The sequence below is a fragment of the Clavibacter phaseoli genome, assembly GCF_021922925.1.
Classification (GTDB): domain Bacteria; phylum Actinomycetota; class Actinomycetes; order Actinomycetales; family Microbacteriaceae; genus Clavibacter; species Clavibacter phaseoli.
On record NZ_CP040786.1, the window covers coordinates 1181835 to 1204466 of the forward strand.

Here is a 22632-nt window from a genome sequence, read left to right on the forward strand (position 1 = left end):
GCCCGCCCGCCCGCTCCGCGTCGATAGGCTCGCGGCATGGGCATCCCCGACTTCATCGTCTCCCTCCGCGAGCGGGTCGGCACCGCTCCCCTGTGGCTCTCCGGCGTCACGGCCGTGATCCTCGACGGCCCCCGCGTCCTCCTCGTCCGTCGCGGCGACACCGGCGCGTGGGCGCCCGTCTCGGGGATCCTCGAGCCCGGCGAGGAGCCCGCCGTGGGCGCCTGGCGCGAGGCGGAGGAGGAGACCGGCGTGACCGTGGATGTCGAGCGGCTGGTCGCCGTGGGGACGACGGGCGAGATCACCTACCCCAACGGCGATCGCGCCAGCTACCTCGACCTCACGTTCCGCTGCCGCTACGTCTCGGGCGAGGCGCGCGTCAACGACGACGAGTCGCTGGAGGTCGCGTGGTGGCCGGTGGACGCGCTCCCGGAGATGCCCGCCGACTTCCTCGCGCGCATCCGGAACGCGCTCGACGACGAGCCCGAGACCCGCTTCGTGCGCCCCGGCGAGGACGTCCCGCGCCACGACCGCGACGCGCGGGGCTTCGCGGCCTGATTTCCCGGCCGCGACCTGGTATCGTCGCCTGTTGGCTTGCGTGTGATCCTCCCCGATCACGCGGTATCGCCGCAGGCGCCCTCTCTCGCTGAGCGGCAACTCATACGACGACAACTCGAACGGAAGACATAACACGTGGCAAACATCAAGTCGCAGATCAAGCGCATCGGCACCAACAAGAAGGCCCAGGAGCGCAACAAGGCCGTGAAGAGCGAGCTGAAGACGGCCATCCGCTCCGTCAAGACCGCCATCACCGCGGGCGACAAGGACGCGGCCGTCAAGGCCGTCAGCCTCGCCGGCAAGAAGCTCGACAAGGCCGCCAGCAAGGGCGTCATCCACAAGAACCAGGCCGCGAACCGCAAGGGCGCGATCGCCAAGCAGGTCGCCAAGATCGGCTGATCTCCCCTGGTGTGAACGACGGGCCCCGCGCATCGCGCGGGGCCCGTCGTCATTTGCGGGCGCTGTCCCGACCGCTGTGCCGCGGGCGGCGGGTCGCTCATCGCCGACGCTCGTGTCGTCGGTCGGTGCCGTCGGTCGGTGCCGTCGGTCGGTGCCGTCGGTAGGTGCCGTCAGTCGCGGCCGCGCGAGGCGATGGTGCGCACCATGCGCTCCAGCGAGTAGACGGGATCGCGCCCGCCGCCCTTGACCTGCGCGTCCGCCTCGGCGAGGGCCTCGATGGCCCGGCCGAGACCCGCGTCGTCCCACAGCTGCAGGTCGCGCCGGGCGCGGTCGACCTGCCACGGCGCCATGCCGAGCTTGGACGCCAGCTGGCCCGAGGCACCCGACACGCCCGACACCTTCGCCATCGTGCGGATCTTCATGGCGAACGCCGCGATGAGCGGCACCGGATCCGCGCCCGAGGTGAGCGCGTGCCGGAGCAGCACGAGCGCCTCGCCGCTGCGGCCGGCGATCGCCGAGTCCGCGACCGCGAACGCGTTGATCTCGACGCGACCGCCGTAGTACTGGTCGACCGTGACCTCGGTGATCTCGTGGGCGGTGTCCGAGATGAGCTGCTGGCACGCCGACGCCAGCTCGCTCACGTCGTCCTGGAACGCCGCCACGAGCTGCCGCACGGCGCCCGGCGTGATGGAGCGCTTCGCGGCACGGAACTCGGCGACGGCGAAGTCGTGCTTCTCGCTGTCCTTCTTGAGCTCGGCGCACACGATCTCGATGCCACCGCCGGTCCCCGCGCGCACGGCGTCGAGCAGCTTCTTGCCGCGCACTCCCCCGGCGTGCCGGAGCACCACGTAGGTGTCGTCGGCCGGCGAGTCGAGGTAGGCCACGGCGTCGAGCAGGAACTGGTCGGAGCACTTCTCCACGTTCACGACGCGGATGAGCCGCGGCTCCGCGAACAGGGACGGGCTGGCCAGCGTGATGAGCTCGCCGGGCGCGTACGAGTCGGCCTCGATGTCGGAGACCTCGATGCGCGGGTCCTCCGCCGTGAGGATGTCGCGGAGGCGCCGCATCGCGCGGTCGGCGAGGAGGGCCTCGGTGCCGGACACGAGGACGATGGGCGCCGGCCGCACCGCGTCCCACGAGAGCTGCGGGATGGCCGCGGAGGGCTTCGCCGCCGTGCTGCGGGACGTCCTGGTCGCCATGCGGGTCCTTCCGGAGGGTGCGGGATGCGGATGCCCGCGGGCGGCACGCGCCGCCGGTCGAGCGGATCCAGGTTAGCCGTCGGGTGGGACATCGCCAGGCCCGGGGACGGCGGCGGGCGGGCGACCCGGGCCGGTCGGAGGGCCGAGCGCCACCGCCGCGACGACCAGGGCGATCGCGACCGCGAGGGCGACGACGCCCGCGGGGCCCGATGCCCACGGCACGCGGCCCCACGGCAGGCGCGAGGTGACGGAGGCGACCGCCGCGATCCAGGAGGCCGGGAGCCATGCCAGCCGCAGCGCGAGGTCTCCCGCCGGCGGCAGGACCGGCAGGAGGACGCAGGCGATGAGGCCGCCGATGGTGGCGGGCGCGGCGGCCGGCTCGGCCAGGACGTTGGCGAGGACGCCGTGCACGGGCAGGCCGGGCTGCAGCACGAGGAGCACGGGCTGGCACGCCACCTGTGCGGCGACGGGGATCGCGAGCGCCTCGGCCAGGCGGCGGGGCATGCGACGCGACAGGCGCTCGGCGAGCGGGGGCGCCAGCACGAGGAGGCCGGCCGTCGCCAGCACGCTCAGGGCGAAGCCGAGGTCGCGCGCCAGCCAGGGGTCGCCCACGAGCAGCACGACGACGGCCACCGCGAGGGCGGGCACGCCGCGGGACGGCCGACCGGACGCGCTGGACACGATGAGCACGGCGGCCATGAGCGCGGCGCGCAGCACGCTGGGCTGCGGCGTCACGAGGATCACGAACGCGCCGAGCGCCGCCATCGCCGCGACCGCTCGGGCGGGTCGCCTCAGCCCGGCGGCGGCCGCCAGCGCGAGCACGAGGCCCACGATGACCGCGCAGTTCGCCCCGGACACCGCCGTGAGGTGCGTCAGCGAGCTGTCCTTCATGGTCTGCGCGAGCGCGGGATCCACGGCGGACACGTCGCCGATGGCGAGGCCGGGCAGCAGCTGCGCCCCCGGGCCGCGGAGGCCGGCCGCGGCGTCGGCGAGGCCCGAGCGGAGGGCGTCGGCGAGGCCGAGCGGGCCGGCGGGCCGACGCGTGGGCTCGGGCCGCCCGCGGGCGAGGAGGAGGTACGCGGCGCGGTCCGCCGGATCCGCGGGCCGGACGGCCGCGCTCACCCGCACGACGGCGCCCACGCCGAGGCGGGGGCGCCCGCGCCCGTCGGGGCCGGATCCGTCGTCCGCGCCGCCGGCGCCCGTGGCGAAGACCACGACCGGCACCGCGCTCGGCAGCAGCACCGTGTCGTCGACCGCGCGTCCGTCCCCCTCGCGGCCGACGTGCAGGGCGGTGAGGTGCGCGGCGAGGCGCACCCGGTCGGCGCGGCCCGCGCCGCTCCCGGCGTGCGACGCGACCGGGGCGGGCGGCTCGTCGACGACGGCGTCCGCCACCACCATGCCGTCCGTGCGTGCCGCGGACTCGAGGGCATCCGGGTGACGCGACGGCTCGCGGACCGCGGCGGCGCCGAGCAGCATGGCCGTGACCCCGGCGGCGACGGCCAGCGCGGCAGCTGCGCGGCGGATCCGGGCCGACGTGGATCCGTGGACGCGCTGTGCGGGCTGGCGGGCGCGGCGACGCCCGTCCCGTGGCGATCCGGTCGGTGCCGCGTACGGCCGCGCGTGGACGGACGACCCGATGGCGACCCCGACGGACGACAGCGCCAGCGACCCGAGTACGACGGCGAGAGGCCCCGACGCCCCGCGGACGCCGATCGCGGCCGCCGTCGAGGCCCAGCCGACGGCCGCGGGGATCGCCAGCCGCAGGTCGATGGGCGGGGCGGCATCGCCCCGCCGACGACGCGACGACCGCACGGTCACACCCGCACCAGCGGGGTGAGCGAGGCGAGCGTGCGGTCGCCGATGCCCGGGACGCGTCCGAGATCGGCGACGCGCGTGAAGCGGCCGTGCGCGGAACGCCACGCGATGATGCGCGCGGCCATCGCCGGGCCCACGCGCGGGAGCGTCTCCAGCTGCTCCGCCGTGGCCGTGTTGAGGTCCACCGGCGCCGACGGGCTCGCGCTCCCGCCGCTCCCGCCGCTCGCGCCCGACGTCGCGGGAGCCGCCGGTGCCTCCCCCTGGCGCGGCACGACGAGCTGCTCGCCGTCGGAGAGGACGCGGGCCAGGTTCACGCCCGCGGTGTCGGCGCCGTCGGCGAAGCCGTGCGCGGCGGCGAGGGCGTCGACCACGCGGCTCCCCGGCGCCAGCGGGTAGAGCCCCGGGGAGGCCACCGCGCCGACGACGTGCACGTAGATGGGCGTCGTCGCACCCGCGGCGGATCCCCCGCTCGCGCTGCTCCCGTCGACCGCGGCGTCCGCACCCGCCTCGCCGCCAGCGGACCCGACCGGGTCCGCCGCGTCCGAGTCGGAGCCCGAGCCCGAGCCCGAGCCGGTGGGCGCCGCGGAGCTGGGATGCGACGCGGTGGGCGCCGTCGACGAGGCCTCACCCGCGGACTGCACGGCGGTGACGAGGATCGCCACCACGAGGGCGGCGCCGACCAGCACGGCCGCCGCCCCGACGCCGACGCGGAGACGGACGCGCGCCCGCTGCCCGGGGAGCGGATGCGCGTCGTCGGGCTCGCGGGGTGCCCGCGGGTCGGCGTGGGACGGCTCCTCCACCGCCAGGTCCCGGAAGGGAACCTCCCCGTCCGAGGGCCACGTCGCGTCGAACTCCTCGCCGCCCTCGGACCAACCCGGCTGCTCGGCGGCATCGGGACCGGGACCGGGACGGCGGAGGGGGCGCATGCGGGCACGGTAGGCGGGACGCCGCGGCATCCGGCCTCCGCGGCGCGGTCTGGGGATCGCCGACGCGGATCCGCCCTGGGATGGAGCGGGGGCGGCCCGTCGCCGGACCGCCCCCGTGTCACCGCGACGTCGCGTCGCGGGCCGCCCGTCAGGGAGCGGGCGTGGTGGTGATGCTCACGATCTTGGGCGCGCGCACGATGACCTTGTCGATCGTGCGCCCGGCGGTGGACCGCTTGACGCCCGCGGTCTCCCGCGCGAGCGCCTCGAGCTCGTCCGCGCCGATCTTGGCGTCGACCTCGAGCTTGTCGCGCACCTTGCCGTCGACCTGCACGACGGCCGTCACCGTGTTCACGACGAGCAGGTTGCGGTCGGCCTTGCGCCAGCCGGCGAACGCGACCGAGCCCTCGCGGCCGAGGCGCTTCCACATGTCCTCCGCCGTGTACGGCGCGAACAGGCTGAGCGCGATGGCGACGACCTCCGTCGCCTCCCGCACGGCCGCGTCGCCGCCGCCCGGGCCCTGGTCGATGGTCTTGCGGATGGCGTTGACGAGCTCCATGGTGCGCGCGATGACGACGTTGAACTTGAACGCCTCGAGCATGCCGGGCGCCTCCGCGAGGAAGCGGTGGGTGACGCGGCGGAGCGCCTCGTCCCCCGTCTTCCACTCGACCTCGGGCGCGCTCGTGATGTCGCCCGTGAGCCGCCAGGCGCGCGCGAGGAACTTCGCGGAGCCGGACGGGGACACGTCCTCCCAGTCGATGTCGTCCTCCGGCGGGCCGGCGAACGCCATGGTCAGGCGGATGGCGTCGACGCCGTGGCGGTCCATCTCGCTCCCGAGGTCGACACCGCCCTTGCTCTTCGACATCTTGCTGCCGCCGGAGAGCACCATGCCCTGGTTGAGCAGCGCGCTGAACGGCTCGGTGAAGGTGACGTAGCCGAGGTCGAACAGGACCTTGGTGATGAAGCGCGAATACAGCAGGTGCAGGATCGCGTGCTCCACGCCGCCCACGTACTGGTCGATGGGCGCCCAGCGGTCGGCGTCGGCCGGGTCGAACGCCTTGGTGGCGTCGTTCGGCGACAGGAAGCGCAGCCAGTACCAGGAGCTGTCCATGAACGTGTCCATGGTGTCGGGGTCGCGCGTGGCCGAGCTGCCGTCGACGGGGCTCGCGACGTTCGACCACTCCGTGGCGGCGGCCAGCGGCGACTTGCCCTTCGGCGTGAGGTCGAGGCCCGCGGTGTCCGGCAGGCGGACGGGCAGCTGGTCCTCGGGCACGCGGATCTCGGTGCCCTCGGCGTCGTAGACGATGGGGATGGGCGTGCCCCAGAAGCGCTGGCGCGAGATGAGCCAGTCGCGCAGGCGGTAGCTCTTCGCGGCGCGTCCGCGGCCCTCGGCCTCCAGCTGCTCGATGACGCGCTTGATGGCCGGCTGCTTGCTCAGGCCGTTCAGCGAGCCGGAGTTGATGAGGCGGCCCTCGCCGGGGAGCGCCACGCCCGTGCGACCGGGCAGCACCTCCTCGAGGTCCGGCAGCTCGCCGTCCTCGGGGATGATGCGGATCGCGCCCGTGACGGGCTGCGTGGTGTCGACGACGACGCGCACGGGCAGGTCGAAGGCGCGCGCGAAGTCGAGGTCGCGCTGGTCGTGCGCGGGCACGGCCATGACCGCGCCCGTGCCGTAGTCGGCGAGCACGTAGTCGGCCGCCCAGACGGGGATCCGCTCGCCGTTGACCGGGTTGATCGCCGTGCGCCCGAGCGGGATGCCGGTCTTGGGGCGATCGGTCGTGGAGCGCTCGATCTCGTTGAGGCGCTGCGTGCGCTCGAGGTAGCCGCGGAAGTCCTCGCGGATCTCCTCGGACGCGCCCTCGACGAGCTCCGCGGCCAGGTCGCTGTCGGGCGCGACGACCATGAAGGTCGCGCCGTGCAGCGTGTCCGGACGCGTGGTGAACACCGTGACGGGCTCGTCGCGGCCCTCGACGACGAAGTCGACCTCCGCGCCGATCGAGCGGCCGATCCAGTTGCGCTGCATGCTGAGGACCTTGGCGGGCCACGTGCCCTCGAGCTGGTTCAGGTCGTCGACGAGGCGGTCGGCGTAGTCGGTGATCCGCAGGTACCACTGCGTGAGCTTCTTCTTGACGACGACGGCGCCGGAGCGGTCGGACGTGCCGTCCGGCAGGACCTGCTCGTTCGCGAGCACGGTCTGGTCCACCGGATCCCAGTTCACCCAGCTGTCCTTGCGGTAGGCGAGGCCCTTCTCGTGCATCTTGAGGAACAGCCACTGGTTCCACCGGTAGTACTCGGGGTCGCTCGTGTGGAGCTCGCGCTCCCAGTCGAAGGAGAGTCCGTAGCGCTTCATCGACTGCTTCTGCGTCTCGATGTTCGCGTAGGTCCACTCGCGCGGGTCGACCCCGCGCTTGATGGCCGCGTTCTCCGCGGGCAGGCCGAACGAGTCCCAGCCGATGGGGTGCAGCACGTTGAAGCCCTGCTGGCGCCAGTACCGCGCGACCGCGTCGCCGAGCGCGAACGCCTCCGCGTGGCCCATGTGCAGGTCGCCCGAGGGGTACGGGAACATGTCGAGGATGTACTTGCGCGGGCGGCTGTCGCTCGCGTCCGGCGTGCGGAACGGCTGCTCGCGCTCCCAGACCGCCGACCACTCCGCCTCGATGGCGTGGAAGTCGTAGGTGTCGCCGGGGGTGTCGGGTGTCTCGTGTGCCAAGGGCGCTCTCGATTCGATGCGGGGGTCGCGGCCGTGAAGGCCTCGACAAGACTAGTGAACGCGCGGGTGCGGTCCCGAACCGGTGGGAGGGGCTGCCGGTCAGGCGGGATCGGCCCCGCTGGGGAGGGACGGCCGCGGCGAATCGGGACCGCCGCGCGGGGACTCCACGCGACCCGCCCGGACGGCCGCCAGGAGCGGCGCGGCCTTCACGCGCACCTCCTCGAGCTCCTCCTCGGGGACGGACAGCGCCGTGATCCCGCCGCCCGCGCCGACCGTGGCCCGGCCGTCCGTGACGACCACCGAGCGGATCACCATGGCGAGGTCGACGCGGCCGTCGTCGCCGAACCAGCCGAACGCACCCGCGTAGACGCCGCGCGGTCCGAGTTCGAGCGCCTGGAGGATGCCGACGGCCGCGGACTTCGGGGCGCCCGTCATGGATCCGGCCGGGAACAGCGCCCGCACCGCGTCGACGGCCGAGACGCCGGGCGCCAGCTCGCCCTCGACGCGGCTCACGAGCTGGTGCACCTGCGCGTAGGCCTCGACGGCGAACAGGCTCGTGACGCGCACGGATCCCAGCACGCACACGCGGCTGAGGTCGTTGCGCATCAGGTCGACGATCATGACGTTCTCCGCGCGCTCCTTCTCGCTCGCGAGGAGGTCGGCGCGCGCCCGCGCGTCGGCGGCGGCATCCGCGTGGCGGGGTCGCGTGCCCTTGATGGGCAGCGTGCGCAGGGTGCCGGCCGCGTCGACCTCGACGAACCGCTCGGGCGATGCGCTGACGAGCGTCGTCGTGCCCGCGCGCAGGAAGGCGCCGTGGTGCGTGGGGCTCAGGGCGCGGAGGGCGAGGTGGACGCGGACCGGGTCGACGACGCCCGGGACGGTCGCGCTGTTCGTGAGGCACAGCTGGTAGGCGTCGCCGCGGCGGATGGACTCCTGGCAGGAGCGGATGAGGCCGAGGTAGGCGGCGTCGTCGTGGCGCCAGACGGGCGGCCGGTCGGCGTCGGCGGTGTCGACGGTGGGCTCCGGGACGCCCGACGCGACGGACGCCGCGGCGCGGGCGAGCTCCTCCTCCACGGCATGCGGCCAGGGATCCCCGGCGCGGGCGACGGCCCAGACCTCCCCCGCCCGGTGGTCGAAGGCGAGGAGGCGGTCGACACGGAGGACGGCGGCGGGGACGCGGTCCGCGGCGTCCGCGGAGGCGGTCGGCGGCGCGTGGTGGAGCGGGACGGTCTCCGTCCAGGCGTCGTGCGGGATCCAGCCGACGACGCCCAGCCGGAACGCGAGGCCGTCGGGGAGGACGTCGTGGTCGGCGGCGGGCGCGGAGGACGGCACCGCGGACGCGGGCAGCAGCTCCGCCAGCCCCGCGAACACCCCCCGCGGCCACGCGGCCACGGTGCCGGCGGACGCGGCCAGGTAGCTCCACCCCTCCCCCGCCGAGTCGTCGAGCCAGGCCACATCGCCGGCGGTCTCCTGGGCGAAGAGCGCGAGGAAGACCGCCTCCGGCTCGTGCCAGGCGCCCAGCCGGCGGCCGACGACCCGGCCCGCGGCGCGCGCGTCGCCCTCGTGCATGCTCGGCCTCCCGGTGTCGTGAGCGCACCCGGCGGCCGCCTAGCCTCAAGGGTATGAGTTCCGAGACGATCCTCCGGTGGACCGCGGCCGGCTGGGCGGCGGGCGGCGCGGATCCCGCCGGTGGAGGGGCCGAGGAGGCGCGACCCGCCGGCCACCGGGTGCTCGCGGCCGACTCGTTCCTCGTCGACGGGGGCCGCGTGCTCGCGCTCGACGTCCACCGCCAGCGGTTCCTCGCGTCGCTGCGCCTGCAGGCGGCCGCCGTGCCGGATCCCGCGGCCTTCCTCGACGCCGCGGTCGCCGCGCTGCCCCGCGAGGGGGCGTGGTTCCCGCGCGTGGAGGCGCTCCGCGGGCCGGACGGCGACGTCGCGCGGCTGCTCGTGCGACCGGCGCCGGAGCGCACGGCGTCGGTGGTGCTCCGCGACCACGACGGGCCGGATCCGCGCACGACGCCGCGCGTCAAGGGACCGGACCTGCACGCGCTCGGCGCCCTGCGCAGCCGCGCGTCCCGGTACGGCGCGGGCGAGGCGGTGATCCTCGCGGACGACGGCACCATCGTGGAGGGCGCGTACAGCGCCATCCTGTGGTGGCACGGCGACGCCCTCGCGGTCGTCGAGGGCGACGTGCCGCGGATCCCGAGCGTCACCGAGCGCAGCATCGTCGCCCTGGCCACGGCCCTCGGCGTCGATGTGCTGCACGAGCAGGCCCGGCCGTCCGACCTCGACGGCCGCGAGGTGTGGTCCGTCAGCGCGCTGCACGGGATCCGCCTGGTGCGCGGCTGGATCGACGGCCCGGCGACCGCGGCTGAGCCCGGTCGCGTGCGCGCCTGGCGCACCCGGCTCGACGCGCTGCGGCGCGAGCTCCCCACGGGCTGACGACCGCGGGTCAGCGCGACGACGCGTCAGCGCGTCCGCACGCCGTCGCCCGCGACCCGCAGCTCGATCGTCCGGTCCACGAGGTCGCCCGGCACCTCCGTGTGCGTGAGCAAAAGCACCCCGCGTCCGCTGTCGCGCGCGGCCGTGAGCACGTCGCGCAGCACGGCGCGGGCGCGCTCGGCGTCGACGTCCGCCGTCGGCTCGTCGAGGACGAGCACCGGGAAGTCGGCGAGCAGGGCCCGCGCCAGGGCGATCCGCTGCGCCTGCCCGCCGGAGACGAGGCCGCCGCGGTCGCCGACGCGCGCGTCGAGGCCGCCCCGCTCGGCGGTCCAGTCCGCGAGCCCGACACGGGCGAGCACGCCGACGAGCTCGTCGTCCGTCGCGTCCTCGCGGGCGAAGAGCAGGTTCTGCCGGATGCTCGCGTCGAAGAGGTGCGGCGCCTGCTCGCAGAGGCCCACGATCCGCCGGACGGCCGACGGCGCCATCGACCGGGCGTCCCGGCCGTCCAGCTCGTACGCGCCGCCGGACTCGAGGAACCGGGCGAGGGCGGCCGCGAGCGACGACTTCCCGGATCCGCTCGGGCCGCGCACCACGACCGTCTCCCCCGGCCGCACCACGAGCGACACGGGCGCGAGGGCGTCCTCGTCGGCCCCCGGCCAGCGCGTGACGAGGTCGCGGACCTCGAGCGTCGTGCCCGCGGGTGACGCGGCGTCCACGGGCTCCGCGTCGGCGTCGTCCGGCTCGCGCGGGATCTCGTCGGGCACCGTCTCCGGCACGACGCCGGCCACGCGCTCCGCGCTCGTGCGCACGCGCCGCCACGCCTGCACCGCGAGCGGCACGGCCGTCGCCTGCTCGACCAGGGCGAGCGGCACCAGCGCGGCCAGCGCGAGCCACGCGGGATCCAGCGTCCCGGACGCGAGGCCAGGAACGCCCTGCAGCACGGTCCAGCCCGCGACGGCGCCCGTCCCGGCGATGACGACGCCCGTGGTGACGCCCGCCGCCGCGGCGCTGCGCAGCTCCGCCCGCCGGAGGTCGGTCGCGGCCCGGTCGATCGCGGCGAGCCGGTCGTCCACCGCCCCGAACGCGGCCAGCACGTCGAGGCCGCCGATGAGGTCGAGCACGAGGTCATGCAGCCGGGCGCGGAGCGGCGCGATGCGCATCTCGGCGCGCCCCGCGATCGCCGTGGTCGCGCCGACGCCGACGGCGAGGCCGAGCGCGAGCACGACGGCGAGCGCGATCCCCGCCGCCGGCAGCACCGCCCCCACGACCGCGACGCTCGCCGCCTGCACGATCACCGACACCGCCAGCGGCTGCACCACGCGCAGCGGGAGGTCCTGGAGCCGGTCGACGTCGCCGACGAGCCGGGTGAGGAGGTCGCCGCGGCGCGTGTCGCGGAGGCCCGCGGGCGCGAACGGGAGGAGCCGCTCGAAGACGCCCACGCGCAGGGTGGACAGCGCGCGGAACGCCGCGTCGTGGCTCGTGATCCGCTCGAGGTAGCGGAACGCGGCGCGGCCGAGCGCGAACGCCCGGACCCCGACGATCGCCATGCCGAGGAACAGGATGGGCGGTTGCTCGGACGCGCGCGTGATGAGCCAGGCCGAGGTGGCGAGGAGCGCGACCGCGCCGACGGCGCTCGCGAGGCCCGCGAGGAGCCCGGGCAGGGCGCGCCGGGCGGGCGGCTGCGCGAGCCGCAGGACGCCGTCGCGGTTCACGGCGCCACCTGCGCGCGCCAGGCGGGCTCCGGGGCGATGCGCGCGGGAGCGACGGCGGCGAGGTCGGCGCCGACCGGCGACCCGGGACCCGCCGGCACGTCGTCCTCGCCGGATCCCCCGCCCAGCCGCAGCTCGGCGTCCGCCGCCCGCACGAGCGCGCCGCGGTGGGTGACGACCACGACCGCGCGCCCCTGGTCGGCGAGCGCGCGGATCCCCCGGGCGAGCCGCTCCTCGGTCGCGGCGTCGAGCGCGGAGCTCGGCTCGTCGAGCAGCACGAGCGGGCAGTCGACGGCGAGCGCGCGGTGCACGGCGCGCGCGACGGCGACCCGCTGCGCCTGCCCTCCCGAGAGCCCCTGGCCGCCGACGCCGAGCACGAGGTCGGGGTCGACGCCGTCGGCCGCCGCGAGCGCGAGGGCCCGTCGGACGAGCGCGTCGTCGGGATCCGCGACGCCCAGCGCCACGTTCTCGCGCACCGTGCCCGCGACGAGCCCCGGTCGCTGTCCCGCCCAGGCGATCTCGGTCGGGACGGGCGGGCGCGGCGTGGGGGCGTCGTCGTGGTCGTCGACCCAGCCGACGGCCCCGCCCGCGGGCAGCTGCCCGAGGATCGCGGCGACGAGCGAGGACTTGCCGACGCCGCTCGGCCCGGTCACGGCCGTGACGCGTCCGCGCGGAAAGGTCGCGTGGATCCCCGCGAGCACGAGCCGGTCGCCGCGGGAGACCGACAGGTCGCGGACCACGAGCGCGTCGCCCGCGGGAGCCGTCGCGGCCACCGTCCCCGGGACGGTCCGCGCCGCCCGGCCGGCCCGCTCCTCCTCCAGGATCCCGAGCACGTCGTCGGCCGCCGCGACCCCCTCGGCGGCCGCGTGGAACTGCACGCCCACCTGCCGGATCGGGAGGAACGCCTCGGGCGCGAGCAGCAGCACGAAGAGCCCCACCTCGAGGTCCAGCTGCCCGCCGATGAGGCGCACGCCCACCGACACCGCCGCGAGCGCGACCGACAGCGACGCCGCGAGCTCCAGGACGAAGCCGGAGAGGAACGAGATCCGGAGCACGCGCATGGTCTCGACGCGGTGCTCCTCCGTGACCCGGCGGATCCGCCCCGTCTGCCGCCGGGCGCGCCCGAAGACCAGGAGCGTCGAGAGCCCGTCGACCACCTCGAGGAAGCCCGACGCGAGCTCGGTGAGGCGGGACCACTGCCGCCGCTGCACCTCCTGCGTGGCCCAGCCGACGAGCACCATGAACACCGGGATCACGGGCAGCGTCGCGAGCACGGTGACGCCCGTGAGCGGGTCGGCGGCGAAGAGCACGGTCACGACGATCGGGGTCGCGAGCGCAGTGAGGATCAGCTGCGGCACGTAGCGCGCGAAGTACGGGTCGAGCGCGTCGAGACCGGGGCCCACGATCGTAGCGAGCCGCCCGCGGCTGCGGCCGGCCGTCCAGGCGGGACCGAGGTCGGCGACCGCCCGGAGCGCGCGTCGTCGCAGCTCGGCCGTGACCCTCGCCGCTCCGCGCGCGCCGACCACGTCGAGGAGCCAGGCCGCGGCGCCGCGCACGACGGCGGATCCGACCGCGAGCGCGAGCACGGGCGCGAGCGCGGCCGCATCCGCCCCGCCGATCGCCCGCACGACGAGCTGCGTGAGCGACCAGCAGAAGGCGACGAGCGCGACCGTCTGCACGGCGCCCAGCACGGCGCCCACGGCGAGCATGGCGCGGGCCGACGCAGAGTGCCGCAGCAGCCGCGGATCCAGGGGCTTCACGGCGCGCCTAGTGCGCGGCCCGGGTGATCACGGCGCGCGTGATGCGCTTCCGGAACACCCAGTACGTCCACGCCTGGTAGGCGAGGATCAGCGGCAGCGCGAAGCCCGCGGCCCACGTCATGATCGTGAGCGTGTAGGGCGACGACGACGCGTTGTCGAGCGTGAGCCCGTTCGCCGGGTCGTTCGACGCGGGCATCACGTACGGGTGCAGCGCCGTGAAGAGGCTGGCGACCGCGAGCGCGATGGTCGCGGCGAGCAGCCCGAACGCCCACCGCTCCCGTCCTCGGACGTTGGCGACGTACGACCCGACGAGCGCGGCGGCCGCGAGCGCGGACACGATGCCCGACAGTGCCGACCCGTGCGCGAGCGTGGTCCAGACGAGGAACGCCGCCGCGATCACGATGGTCACGGCCCCGACCCGCATCGAGAGCAGCCGGGCCCGGGCGCGGATGGGACCGTCGGTCTTGAGCGCCGCGAACTGCAGCCCGTTGACGAGGAACAGCGACAGCGTCGTGAGCCCGCCGAGCAGCGCGTACGGGTTCAGCAGGTCGAGCGTGGATCCCGTGTGGTCGTGGTCCGCGTCCATGGGCACGCCGCGCACCACGTTCGCGAACACGACGCCCCAGAGGAACGACGGCACGACGCTGCCCACGACGATCATCGCGTCGAACCACCCGCGCCACCGGTCGGACGCCCCCTGGTGCCGGTACTCGAACGAGACCCCCCGGAGGATGAGCGTGATGAGGATCGCGAGCAGCAGCAGGTAGAAGCCGCTGAACATCGTCGCGTACCACTCCGGGAAGGCCGCGAAGAGCGCGGCGCCCGCGACGATGAGCCACGTCTCGTTGAGGTCCCACACCGGCCCGATGGTGTTGATGAGCACGCGGCGGTCGGTGTCGTCCTTGGCGAGGAACGGCAGGCTCATGCCCACGCCGAAGTCGAAGCCGTCGAGCACGAAGTAGCCGACGAAGAGGAACGCGATGACGCCGAACCAGAGGAGGGGGAGGTCCATCAGTACACGCTCGCTTCCCGGACGACCTCGCCCGTCACGGGATCCGGTTCCCGCTCGTCCTCCGGCCCCTCCTGGGCGGCCTTGAGGATGAGGCGGAACTCCACCACCGCGAGCGACCCGTAGACCACCGTGAAGGCGACGAGCGAGAGCAGCACCTGGATCCCGGTGACGTTCGGCGACACCGCGGAGGACGTCTGCAGCAGGCTGAACACGATCCACGGCTGGCGGCCCATCTCCGTGAAGATCCATCCGACGGTCATGGCGAGCAGCGGCAGCGGGGCGGCCCAGATGGCGACCTTCCACATCCACGGACGCGTGATGGCCCGGCCGCGGCGCGTGAACCACAGGCCCGCGACCGCGACGCCGATGGCCGCCATCCCGAAGCCGATCATCCAGCGGAACGCCCAGTAGGTGACCCAGATGGTGGGCGTGTAGTCGCCGGGGCCGTAGCTGGCGACGTACTGCGCCTGCAGGTCGTTGATGCCCTCGACCGTGCCGTCGAGCGTGTGCGTGGAGAGGAACGACAGCAGGTACGGGATGCGGATGGAGAACAGCTCGCTCGACCCGTCCGGCGTGCCCCAGGTGAAGAGCGAGAACGACGCGGCGGCGCCGGACGACGTGTCGTAGTGCGCCTCGGCGGCGGCCATCTTCATGGGCTGCGTCTGCACCATCGCGAGGCCGAGCTGGTCGCCCGACAGGATCGTGAGCGCTCCGGAGACGACCATGAACCACATGCCGAACCGCATGGCCGGCATCATCGTCTCGAGGTGCTGGTTGCGGGACAGGTGCCACGCGGCGACCGAGATGATCACGGCCGCCGCGCACATGAAGGCCGCGAAGATCGTGTGGGGGAAGGCGGCGAGGGCGACCTTGTTGGTGAGGAGCGCCCAGATGTCCGTGAGCTCGGCACGGCCGCGGGCCTCGTCGATGCGGTAGCCCACGGGGTTCTGCATGAACGCGTTGGCCGCGAGGATGAAGTAGGCCGACAGGATCGACGCGATCGACACCACCCAGATGGACGCCAGGTGCAGCCGCTTCGGCAGCTTGTCCCAGCCGAAGATCCACACGCCGATGAACGACGCCTCGAGGAAGAACGCGAGCAGGCCCTCGAGCGCGAGCGGGGCGCCGAACACGTCGCCGACGAAGCGGGAGTACTCCGACCAGTTCATGCCGAACTGGAACTCCTGCACGATGCCCGTGACGGTGCCCATCGCGAAGTTGATGAGGAAGATCCTCCCGAAGAACCGCGTCAGGCGCAGGTAGTGCTGCTTCCCGGTGCGGACCCAGGCCGTCTGGTAGAGCGCGCACACGAAGGCCATGCCGATCGTGAGCGGCACGAAGAGGAAGTGGTAGACGGTCGTGAGGCCGAACTGCCAGCGGGACAGGACGAGCGGGTCGAGGAGCTCGTTCACTCGGGGCGACCGCTCTGGCGGCGGCCGGGGCGGGGGTCTGCGGGGACGGGGTGCGGTGTCATGGCGACCGGATGCGCTTCCTGTGGAGGGCGGATCATGCGGGTGGTGTGCTCCATCGCGACGCCTTGATTCTACGACTTGTAGACGATCCGCGCGAGCCCGGCGCGCGGGTCCCGGCCGCGTCGCGTTGGCCGCCCGGCGGTGCACGCGACACCGGCCGTTCACCCGGCCGGGCGAGGGTCGGATCACGCATCCGGATCGGCGTCGACCCGGTGCGCCCACGCGCGGGGCCGGCACCGGCTCCGCACCCGCCGTCGGCATCCGGATCCGGCACCGCTCCCACCCGCACCGCGCACGTCGACCGAAGGGCCGCCGCCATGACCTCACCCGCTCCCGCCTCCTCGGCTCCCGACCACCTCGCCTCCGCTCCCCTGGCCGGCGCGTCCGCCGTCGGCGCCCCCGCCTCGGCCTTCGTCGCCCTGCTCGTGGCCGAGGGCGCGCACCTGACGGCGCGGGTCGCCGAGGCGGCCGACCGGCTCCAGGCCGGGGATCCCGCTGTGCGCTACGACGCCCGCGCCGCCTCGACCGAGGACGCCCTCGTCGTCGCGCTCGCGCTCGTGGCGGGCGGTCTCGACGTCCGCGACGCCGCGCAGCACGCGGTCGACGGGGATCCCGCGCCCGTCATCCAGGCGCTGCACTCGCTGGCCGGCCGCGGCGGCGTGGAGCCGTACCTCCTCCGCAACGGCCTCACGGTCGACAACTTCCACGCGCTCCGCGACGCCGTGGTCGCGGTCGGCGGACGCGAGCTCGACGAGTCCCAGGACTGACCCGGGCGGTCCCGCCGCCTCTGTCCCCCGGCGACGCCCCTCCTTCTGGGGCCATGTCCGCGTGTCCGCATAAAGGGGGACCCGCTAGAGTCGTCCATGAGCGCACGGCCCTTACCCCCCCCCTTGGGCCTGGCGCTCGCAACCCGACGAGCACGTCCGTCCACTCCCCCCGGACCGGACGGCTCCCGGACCACGGAGATCGCCCGTCCCCCGAAGGACCGTGATCACCGGAGAGGCCCGGCACCCGTGGCGTTCCCGCGCCCCGTGCCGGGCCTCTCGACCGTCCGCCGTGCGGATCGGCTCGCGGGGATCAGCGCCCCGCGCCGCCGTGCCCGTCCTGCTGCGCGTCCCCGTCGTCGACGAGCGGCAGGTGCAGGATCGCGAGGTCGAGCGGCCGGCCGAACTTCCAGCCGATGCCGGGCAGCAGCCCCACCTGCCGGAACCCGAGCCGCTCGTGCAGGCGGATGGAGCCCGTGTTGCCGGCCTCGATGTCCGCGAACACGGCGCGCTTGCCGGCGGCGCGCGCGTGCTCGACGACCGCCTCGACGAGCGCGCGGCCGATGCCCTGCCCCTGGAAGGCGTCGCGGACGTAGACCGAGTCCTCGACGGAGAACCGGTAGCCGGACATGCGCCGCCAGGGGCCGTAGGTGCCGTAGCCCGCGAACGCGCCATCGACCTCGGCGACGAGGATCGGCTCTCCCGCCTCCGCCGTCTCGCGGAACCACGCCTCGCGCTCGGCGCGGTCGACCGGCTCCTCGGTCCAGAGGGCGGTGCCGTGCAGGATCGCGTCGTTGCGGATCTCCAGCAGGTCGTCGACGTCACGGGGCTCGGCGGGGCGGATCCTCATGCCAGCAGGGTAGCGGAGCGGTCAGGAGGCTCCGGTCCGTGCGGCAGGATCGACGCATGGACCTCACCATCGCGCGGGTCGCGTGGGACGACGACGACGCCACCGCCCTCCGCGCCGCCCAGCGCGCCGAGCTCGACCTCCGCTACGGCGGCGACACGGAGCCGGGCACGAAGCCCACGGCCGCCGACATGGCCGCCTTCCTCGTCGCGCGCGACGGGGACGGGACGCCCGTCGGCTGCGGCGGGATCCGCCCGCTCGGCGACCGCGGCGACGGGACGCCCTGGGCGGAGCTCAAGCGCATGTACGTGGTGCCCGCCGTCCGCGGCACGGGCGTCGCGACGGCCCTCCTCCGCGCGCTCGAGGAGGCGGCCCGCGGGCTCGGCGTGGTCGACCTCGTGCTCGAGACCGGACCCGAGCAGCCCGACGCGATGCGGTTCTACGCCCGGGAGGGCTGGACCGAGATCCCCCGCTTCGGCGCCTACGCCGACTCCGAGGGCTCCCGCTGCTACGCGCTGACGCTCGCGTGATCCGCCGGCTCCGGCTCCTCGCCCTCTCCTCGCACCCGGGGCCGACGGCCACCGTGACGGTGCTGGCCGCGGGCCTCGCGGTCGCGCTCGGCTACGGGGTCGGGCGCGTCGTCGCCGTGGCGCTGGCCGTGCTCCTCGGGCAGCTGTCCATCGGGCTCTCCAACGACTGGATCGACGCCGAGCGCGACCGCAGCGTCGCGCGGGCCGACAAGCCCGTCGCGCGCGGGGAGATCACGGTCGGCCAGGTGCGGGCGGCCGCCCTCGCGACGGCGGCGGCCTGCCTCGTCGCGTCCGCCGCGCTCGGGCCCGCCTTCCTGCTGGCGCACGTCGTGCTCGTGGGCGCCGGCTGGGCATACAACGCCGGGCTGAAGCGCACCGCGGCGAGCGTGGTGCCCTTCGTCGTGGCCTTCGGGATCCTGCCGACGGTCGTCGCGCTCGGCGCCGAGGATCCCGCGCTCGCCGCCGCGTGGGCCGTCGCGACGGGCGCGGTGCTCGGCGTCTCCATCCACTTCACCAACGTGCTGCCCGACCTCGAGGACGACGCGCGCACGGGCGTCCGCGGCCTGCCGCACCGCCTGGGGCGCGTGCCGTCCGGGCTGGTGGCGTTCGGGGCGCTCGCGCTGGGTGCGGTCATCGTCGCCGTGGGCCCGGTGCTCGCGGATCCGGCGCACGCGATCACGCCGCTCGCGGTCGCGGGGCTCGTCGTCACGCTGGGCATCGCCGCGTGGGGTGCCGTGCGCGTCGTCACCCGGCCGCCGGGGCGCCTGCTGTTCCAGCTGATCATGGCGGCGTCGCTGCTGCTCGTCGCCCAGATCGCGCTGAACGCCACCCGCCTCACCTGACGCGCGCGCCCGCGTCCCGCCCCATGGCGTAGACGGAGGCCAGACCGGCCGCGGCGGGCGAGGCGAGCACCGCGCGCAGCCCCGCATCGCGCACGATCCGGGTGAGCCCGCGGACGGGACGCCCGAGCGCCGTGTTGATCTCCGACTGGACGGCGGCGCGGCGCGCGCTGGCGAGCCGGTCGCGCTCCCAGCGGGCGAGGCGCGTGGCATCCGGCACGCCCCCGCGCCCGCGGACGGCGTCCACGAGGATCGGCGCGAGGGCGTCCGCGTCGAGCCAGCCCAGGTTCATGCCCTGCCCGCCGATGGGGCTGATCTCGTGGGCCGCGTCGCCGATGAGGACGCCGCGTCCGGCGACCATGCGGCGCGCGAGGCGCCGACGCACGCCGAAGCCGCTGACGGGATCCAGCTCCGAGGCCGACACGTCGTGCCCGGTGCGCTCCCCCACCGCGCGAGCGAGCACGTTGGCGGGATCCCCGTCGCGCTCCCCGTCGCGGAGGCCCACGACGAAGCGGCGCAGACCGCCCGGCAGCGGGAAGGACTCGACGACGCCGTCCGGGTGCAGCGTGACGACCGCGTCGTCGCCGCCGTTGGTGCGGTCGGGCGCGTCGCCCATGAGGAAGCGGTCGGGCAGGGGGCGCTCGTCGACGCCGATCCCGAGGAGCCCGCGGACCGCGCCGCGCGGGCCGTCCGCGCCGATGACGAGGGACGCGGTGACCTCGACGGACGCTCCGTCGGCGTCCTCGCCCGTCGCGCGGACGACGCCGCCCGGCAGCCCGACGGGATCCGCGTCGAGCGCCGTGAGCGTCACCCCGCGCCGCAGCGCGTCCCGCGCGAGGGCGGCCAGTCGCGCGGCGAGGATCGCCTCGGTGCGCCACTGCGGCAGCGCCGCGACGTACGGGTGCGTGGTCGAGACCCCGGCGAACGAGACGCGCCCGAGCTCCCCGCGGGGGCCCATCGCGATGCCCGTCCGGACGAGGACCGCCTGGGCGACCATCTCGTCCGCGACGCCGAGCCGGTCGAACGCGTCGAGCGACGGCGCGTGGATCCCGATGGCCCGCGACAGCAGGGCCGGCGCCGTCCGCGCCTCCCACACCCGCACGTCGAGCCCGGCCTGCGCGAGGAGCGCGGCGAGGTGGATCCCGACGGGCCCGCCGCCCACGACCAGCGCGTCGACGCGCGTCATCGGCCCGGGCGCCCGACGGGGCCGGCGCGGCCCGCCGACGGGTCGCGGACGACGAGCACGCGGAACGGCACGGCCCCCTCGACGCGCCAGCCGGCGGGCACGCGGAGGGCGAGCTCGACGGGCGTCCAGCTGCGCCGGATCGACCGGAGCCCGTCGACGTGCACGAAGGAGCCGCGCGCGACGAGCCGGGAGGCGGGGCCGTAGAGCGCGTAGGCGATGCGGCCGCGCGCGATGTCGCCGTGGATCGCGCGCGGGGCGAGCGCGGCGGAGTCGGCCAGCAGCGCGTCGAACGCGGCCTCGTCGAGGTGGTGGAGCACGTGGTTGCTCGTCACGAGGTCGAACCGGCGGCCCGCGGCGACGAGGTCCCCGCTCGACGCGGCGACGAACTCGACGTCGGGGTCGCGCGGCCGGGCGCCCGCGAAGGCGGCGGCGCGCGGATCCGGGTCGGTGCCCGTCACGCGCAGCCGCAGCCCGTCGCGCCGGGCCCACCGCGCGAGGGCGAGCGGCACGTCGCCGCCGCCGGAGCCGATGTCGAGGAGCGTCGTCTCCCGCTCCGCGGACAGGAGCGGGCGGATCCGCGACCGGTAGACCCCGCGCCATCCGGCGACCACGCGGTTGACGATGCCGAACCGCGCGTAGGTGCGGTCGAGTGCGACGGGATCGCAGTCCGGGTCGTCCATGAGCTCGGTGAGCCCGGCGTCGCGCCGCGAGAGGTCCATCAGGCGGTCCGGCGGGTCATGAGCGCGGTCTCGACCGTGAGGCCGGGCCCGAACGCCATGGCGCACACGCGTCCCGCGCCGGGCCCGGTCGCCGGGGCGGGTGCGGACTCCGCGACGTCCGGCCGGCCGGGCACGTCGGCGGGCGGCGTCCGGTGCAGGATCCGCCGGAGCACGAACAGCACCGTCGCGCTCGACATGTTGCCGACCTCCGCGAGCGTCGACCGCGAGGCGGCGAGCTGCGCGGGCGCGAGGTCCAGCCGGTCCTCCACGCGGTCGAGGATGCTGCGGCCGCCCGGGTGGATGGCCCAGTCCTCGATCGCGCCGGGCGCGACGCCCGCGAGCGCGGGCACCTGGGCCCACAGCGGCACGAGGGCGCCCGTGATGTGCTCGTCGATGATCTTCGGCACGTAGCTCGACAGGATCATGTCGAAGCCCTGGTCGCCGATGGTCCACGCCATGTCGTCCTCGCCCACGGGCGTCAGGACGGTCTCGAACGCGTCGAGGTCGAGGACGGTGGATCCGGCGGGCGCGGGCCGCGCGGTGACGACGGCGGCCGCGGCCCCGTCCCCGAAGACGGAGGAGGCGACGATCGTGTCGGCGTCGCCCGAGGAGTGCAGGTGCAGCGAGCAGAGCTCCACGCAGACCACGAGGACGACGGCGTCGGGGTCGGCCGCGCAGAACTGGGCGGCCATGCGGAGCGCGGGGAACGCGCCGTAGCAGCCCATGAAGCCGAGGTGGAAGCGCTGGGTGGCGGCGCCGAGCCCGAGTCCGCGCACGACGGCGTAGTCGGGGCCGGGCGCGTAGAAGCCCGTGCAGGAGACGGTGACGACGTGCGTGACGTCCGCCGCCTCGACGCCGTCGGCCTCGTCGAGCGCCTGCCGCGCCGCGCCGAGCAGCAGGGCGGGGGCCTCGCGGATGTACGCGTCGTTGCGGGCGCCGGTCCCCGGCGTGAGGATCCGCCCGCTCGCCCGGTCGTAGAAGACGGGCTCGCCGTCGTCCGCGTCGACCGGCGCGTCGGCTCCCGCCATCCCCGGCGCCGTGCCGAGCTCGCGGAGCACCGTGTGGCGCGTGCGGATGCCGGACGCGCCGAAGGCCGCCGACACGAGCCGCGTGCCGAGGCGCCCGAGCTCCGGCTGGCTGCCGAAGAGGTCGCGTACGCCGTCCTGGGCGAGGACGGTCGGCGGCACCGCCGTGGCGATGGAGCGGATCGAGGGGATCAGCGTCGGCCGCCGGAGACGACCGCGGCGCCGATCGCGATGACGACGGCGACCGCGCCCGCGCCGATCGACGCGGCCACGGCCGGGTCCTCCTTCGTGAACGCGCGCGTGCGGCGCGCGACGTCCCGGCCGGTCGTGCGGACGCGCGTGGTGACGTCGTCGCGGAGGGCGCGGGCGCGGGCAGAGGCGTCGGCCTTGAGCTCGGACGCGCGGGCCGGCACGTCGAGCGCCGTCTCGAGCTCGCGGACGGTGCGCGCGAGCTCGTCGCGCCCGGCGCGGATGTCGCGCTTCAGCTCCTCGGGGCTGCGCTTGGGGGCGGGCGGGATGTTCGCGCCCTGGCCGTGCGGCGCCGACTCGGCGACCGTCTTGTGCTTGCGGACCTCGCGGGCGACCGTGGTCACGGCGCCGAGGACGCTGACCTCTCCGGTCGGGGACTTCTTCTTGGCCATGCGCGGGCTCCTGCCGTCGGGAAAGGTCGTGTGCGGTCGATCCATCATGCTCCGTCGTGCCCGGGCCGGGCACCGACGGCGCGAGG

The 22632-nt window shown here is 75.4% G+C and carries 20 protein-coding genes; 6 read left to right on the forward strand and 14 right to left on the reverse strand.

From position 1 onward, the window contains the following. Positions 1-36 precede the first annotated feature (36 nt). Positions 37-555, forward strand: coding sequence for an NUDIX hydrolase (locus FGI33_RS05505; protein WP_119435233.1), 519 nt, complete (start codon positions 37-39; stop codon positions 553-555). A gap of 135 nt (positions 556-690) precedes the next feature. Next, on the forward strand, positions 691-954 hold the full coding sequence (gene rpsT / locus FGI33_RS05510; RefSeq protein ID WP_012038238.1) for a 30S ribosomal protein S20: 264 nt from the start codon (positions 691-693) through the stop codon (positions 952-954). 170 nt (positions 955-1124) lie between these two features. Here the strand turns inward: rpsT and holA are convergent, their stop codons facing one another. The 5 genes from holA to FGI33_RS05535 all read right to left on the reverse strand — a co-directional run bounded on the left by holA (position 1125) and on the right by FGI33_RS05535 (position 9170). Next, entirely contained in the window at positions 1125-2153 is a 1029-nt protein-coding gene (holA, locus tag FGI33_RS05515) for a DNA polymerase III subunit delta (RefSeq protein ID WP_119402850.1), read from the reverse strand. A 72-nt stretch (positions 2154-2225) separates the two neighbouring features. Further along, positions 2226-3971 carry a ComEC/Rec2 family competence protein gene (locus tag FGI33_RS05520; RefSeq protein ID WP_237582359.1) on the reverse strand — a complete coding sequence of 582 codons (1746 nt, stop codon included), beginning with the start codon at positions 3969-3971 and terminating at the stop codon, positions 2226-2228. Beyond that, positions 3968-4894 carry a ComEA family DNA-binding protein gene (locus FGI33_RS05525; RefSeq protein WP_337249871.1) on the reverse strand — a complete coding sequence of 309 codons (927 nt, stop codon included), beginning with the start codon at positions 4892-4894 and terminating at the stop codon, positions 3968-3970. Before FGI33_RS05525 ends, FGI33_RS05520 begins: the two co-directional genes overlap by 4 nt. 148 nt (positions 4895-5042) lie before the next feature. After that, on the reverse strand, positions 5043-7601 hold the full coding sequence (gene leuS / locus FGI33_RS05530) for a leucine--tRNA ligase (RefSeq protein WP_119434881.1): 2559 nt from the start codon (positions 7599-7601) through the stop codon (positions 5043-5045). Positions 7602-7700: 99 nt separating this feature from the next. Beyond that, a complete protein-coding gene (locus tag FGI33_RS05535) occupies positions 7701-9170 on the reverse strand; it encodes an anthranilate synthase component I family protein (protein ID WP_119434880.1) in 1470 nt (489 codons plus the stop codon). Between the two features lie 53 nt (positions 9171-9223). On the opposite strand from FGI33_RS05535, the gene FGI33_RS05540 reads away from it, so the two are divergent. Continuing rightward, positions 9224-10042, forward strand: coding sequence for an aminotransferase class IV (locus FGI33_RS05540; protein WP_237582360.1), 819 nt, complete (start codon positions 9224-9226; stop codon positions 10040-10042). Positions 10043-10068: 26 nt separating this feature from the next. Here the strand turns inward: FGI33_RS05540 and cydC are convergent, their stop codons facing one another. Genes cydC through FGI33_RS05560 form a run of 4 tightly spaced genes read right to left on the reverse strand, consistent with a single transcriptional unit; the run spans position 10069 to position 15935 of the window. Next, the gene (cydC, locus tag FGI33_RS05545) at positions 10069-11754 is read right to left on the reverse strand and encodes a thiol reductant ABC exporter subunit CydC (protein WP_237582361.1); all 1686 of its coding nucleotides are present in this window, start codon (positions 11752-11754) and stop codon (positions 10069-10071) included. Then, the gene (gene cydD, locus FGI33_RS05550) at positions 11751-13511 is read right to left on the reverse strand and encodes a thiol reductant ABC exporter subunit CydD (RefSeq protein ID WP_237582362.1); all 1761 of its coding nucleotides are present in this window, start codon (positions 13509-13511) and stop codon (positions 11751-11753) included. The genes cydC and cydD overlap by 4 nt, the downstream gene beginning before the upstream one ends. 7 nt (positions 13512-13518) lie before the next feature. Further along, entirely contained in the window at positions 13519-14523 is a 1005-nt protein-coding gene (gene cydB, locus FGI33_RS05555; RefSeq protein ID WP_119434670.1) for a cytochrome d ubiquinol oxidase subunit II, read from the reverse strand. After that, the gene (locus tag FGI33_RS05560) at positions 14523-15935 is read right to left on the reverse strand and encodes a cytochrome ubiquinol oxidase subunit I (RefSeq protein WP_119434669.1); all 1413 of its coding nucleotides are present in this window, start codon (positions 15933-15935) and stop codon (positions 14523-14525) included. Before FGI33_RS05560 ends, cydB begins: the two co-directional genes overlap by 1 nt. A gap of 377 nt (positions 15936-16312) precedes the next feature. On the opposite strand from FGI33_RS05560, the gene FGI33_RS05565 reads away from it, so the two are divergent. Then, positions 16313-16762: a hypothetical protein gene (locus FGI33_RS05565; RefSeq protein WP_119434668.1), complete on the forward strand. Its 450-nt coding sequence runs from the start codon at positions 16313-16315 to the stop codon at positions 16760-16762. Positions 16763-17072: 310 nt separating this feature from the next. Here FGI33_RS05565 and FGI33_RS05570 read toward each other — a convergent pair whose 3' ends face one another. Next, positions 17073-17609, reverse strand: coding sequence for a GNAT family N-acetyltransferase (locus tag FGI33_RS05570; RefSeq protein WP_119434667.1), 537 nt, complete (start codon positions 17607-17609; stop codon positions 17073-17075). A 56-nt stretch (positions 17610-17665) separates the two neighbouring features. Here FGI33_RS05570 and FGI33_RS05575 point away from each other — a divergent pair, with 56 nt between their 5' ends. Further along, positions 17666-18136, forward strand: a complete 471-nt coding sequence (locus tag FGI33_RS05575; protein WP_119434666.1) for a GNAT family N-acetyltransferase — start codon at positions 17666-17668, stop codon at positions 18134-18136. Then, entirely contained in the window at positions 18133-18978 is an 846-nt protein-coding gene (locus FGI33_RS05580; protein WP_119434665.1) for a UbiA family prenyltransferase, read from the forward strand. The genes FGI33_RS05575 and FGI33_RS05580 overlap by 4 nt, the downstream gene beginning before the upstream one ends. Here FGI33_RS05580 and FGI33_RS05585 read toward each other — a convergent pair. The 4 genes from FGI33_RS05585 to FGI33_RS05605 are packed head-to-tail and all read right to left on the reverse strand — an operon-like array spanning position 18971 to position 22546. Then, positions 18971-20161 carry an FAD-dependent oxidoreductase gene (locus FGI33_RS05585; protein ID WP_272930246.1) on the reverse strand — a complete coding sequence of 397 codons (1191 nt, stop codon included), beginning with the start codon at positions 20159-20161 and terminating at the stop codon, positions 18971-18973. The two genes, FGI33_RS05580 and FGI33_RS05585, sit on opposite strands and share 8 nt — an antisense overlap. Beyond that, positions 20158-20880 (reverse strand): class I SAM-dependent methyltransferase, encoded by a 723-nt coding sequence (locus FGI33_RS05595; RefSeq protein ID WP_237582363.1) that lies wholly within the window; start codon positions 20878-20880, stop codon positions 20158-20160. The genes FGI33_RS05585 and FGI33_RS05595 overlap by 4 nt, the downstream gene beginning before the upstream one ends. Beyond that, entirely contained in the window at positions 20880-22100 is a 1221-nt protein-coding gene (locus tag FGI33_RS05600; protein WP_237582456.1) for a type III polyketide synthase, read from the reverse strand. The genes FGI33_RS05595 and FGI33_RS05600 overlap by 1 nt, the downstream gene beginning before the upstream one ends. Beyond that, positions 22097-22546 carry a DUF3618 domain-containing protein gene (locus FGI33_RS05605; RefSeq protein WP_237582457.1) on the reverse strand — a complete coding sequence of 150 codons (450 nt, stop codon included), beginning with the start codon at positions 22544-22546 and terminating at the stop codon, positions 22097-22099. Before FGI33_RS05605 ends, FGI33_RS05600 begins: the two co-directional genes overlap by 4 nt. Between the last annotated feature and the right edge of the window lie 86 nt (positions 22547-22632).

Bases quoted from the DNA above. Each gene is read 5' to 3' on its own strand.
- holA (WP_119402850.1), bottom strand. From the start codon at position 2,153: ATGGCGACCAGGACGTCCCGCAGCACGGCGGCGAAGCCCTCCGCGGCC.
- FGI33_RS05570 (WP_119434667.1), bottom strand. From the start codon at position 17,609: ATGAGGATCCGCCCCGCCGAGCCCCGTGACGTCGACGACCTGCTGGAG.
- FGI33_RS05505 (WP_119435233.1), top strand. From the start codon at position 37: ATGGGCATCCCCGACTTCATCGTCTCCCTCCGCGAGCGGGTCGGCACC.
- FGI33_RS05595 (WP_237582363.1), bottom strand. From the start codon at position 20,880: ATGGACCTCTCGCGGCGCGACGCCGGGCTCACCGAGCTCATGGACGAC.
- FGI33_RS05540 (WP_237582360.1), top strand. From the start codon at position 9,224: ATGAGTTCCGAGACGATCCTCCGGTGGACCGCGGCCGGCTGGGCGGCG.
- FGI33_RS05605 (WP_237582457.1), bottom strand. From the start codon at position 22,546: ATGGCCAAGAAGAAGTCCCCGACCGGAGAGGTCAGCGTCCTCGGCGCC.
- FGI33_RS05575 (WP_119434666.1), top strand. From the start codon at position 17,666: ATGGACCTCACCATCGCGCGGGTCGCGTGGGACGACGACGACGCCACC.
- FGI33_RS05585 (WP_272930246.1), bottom strand. From the start codon at position 20,161: ATGACGCGCGTCGACGCGCTGGTCGTGGGCGGCGGGCCCGTCGGGATC.
- cydB (WP_119434670.1), bottom strand. From the start codon at position 14,523: ATGGACCTCCCCCTCCTCTGGTTCGGCGTCATCGCGTTCCTCTTCGTC.
- FGI33_RS05535 (WP_119434880.1), bottom strand. From the start codon at position 9,170: ATGCACGAGGGCGACGCGCGCGCCGCGGGCCGGGTCGTCGGCCGCCGG.
- FGI33_RS05525 (WP_337249871.1), bottom strand. From the start codon at position 4,894: ATGCGCCCCCTCCGCCGTCCCGGTCCCGGTCCCGATGCCGCCGAGCAG.
- FGI33_RS05565 (WP_119434668.1), top strand. From the start codon at position 16,313: ATGACCTCACCCGCTCCCGCCTCCTCGGCTCCCGACCACCTCGCCTCC.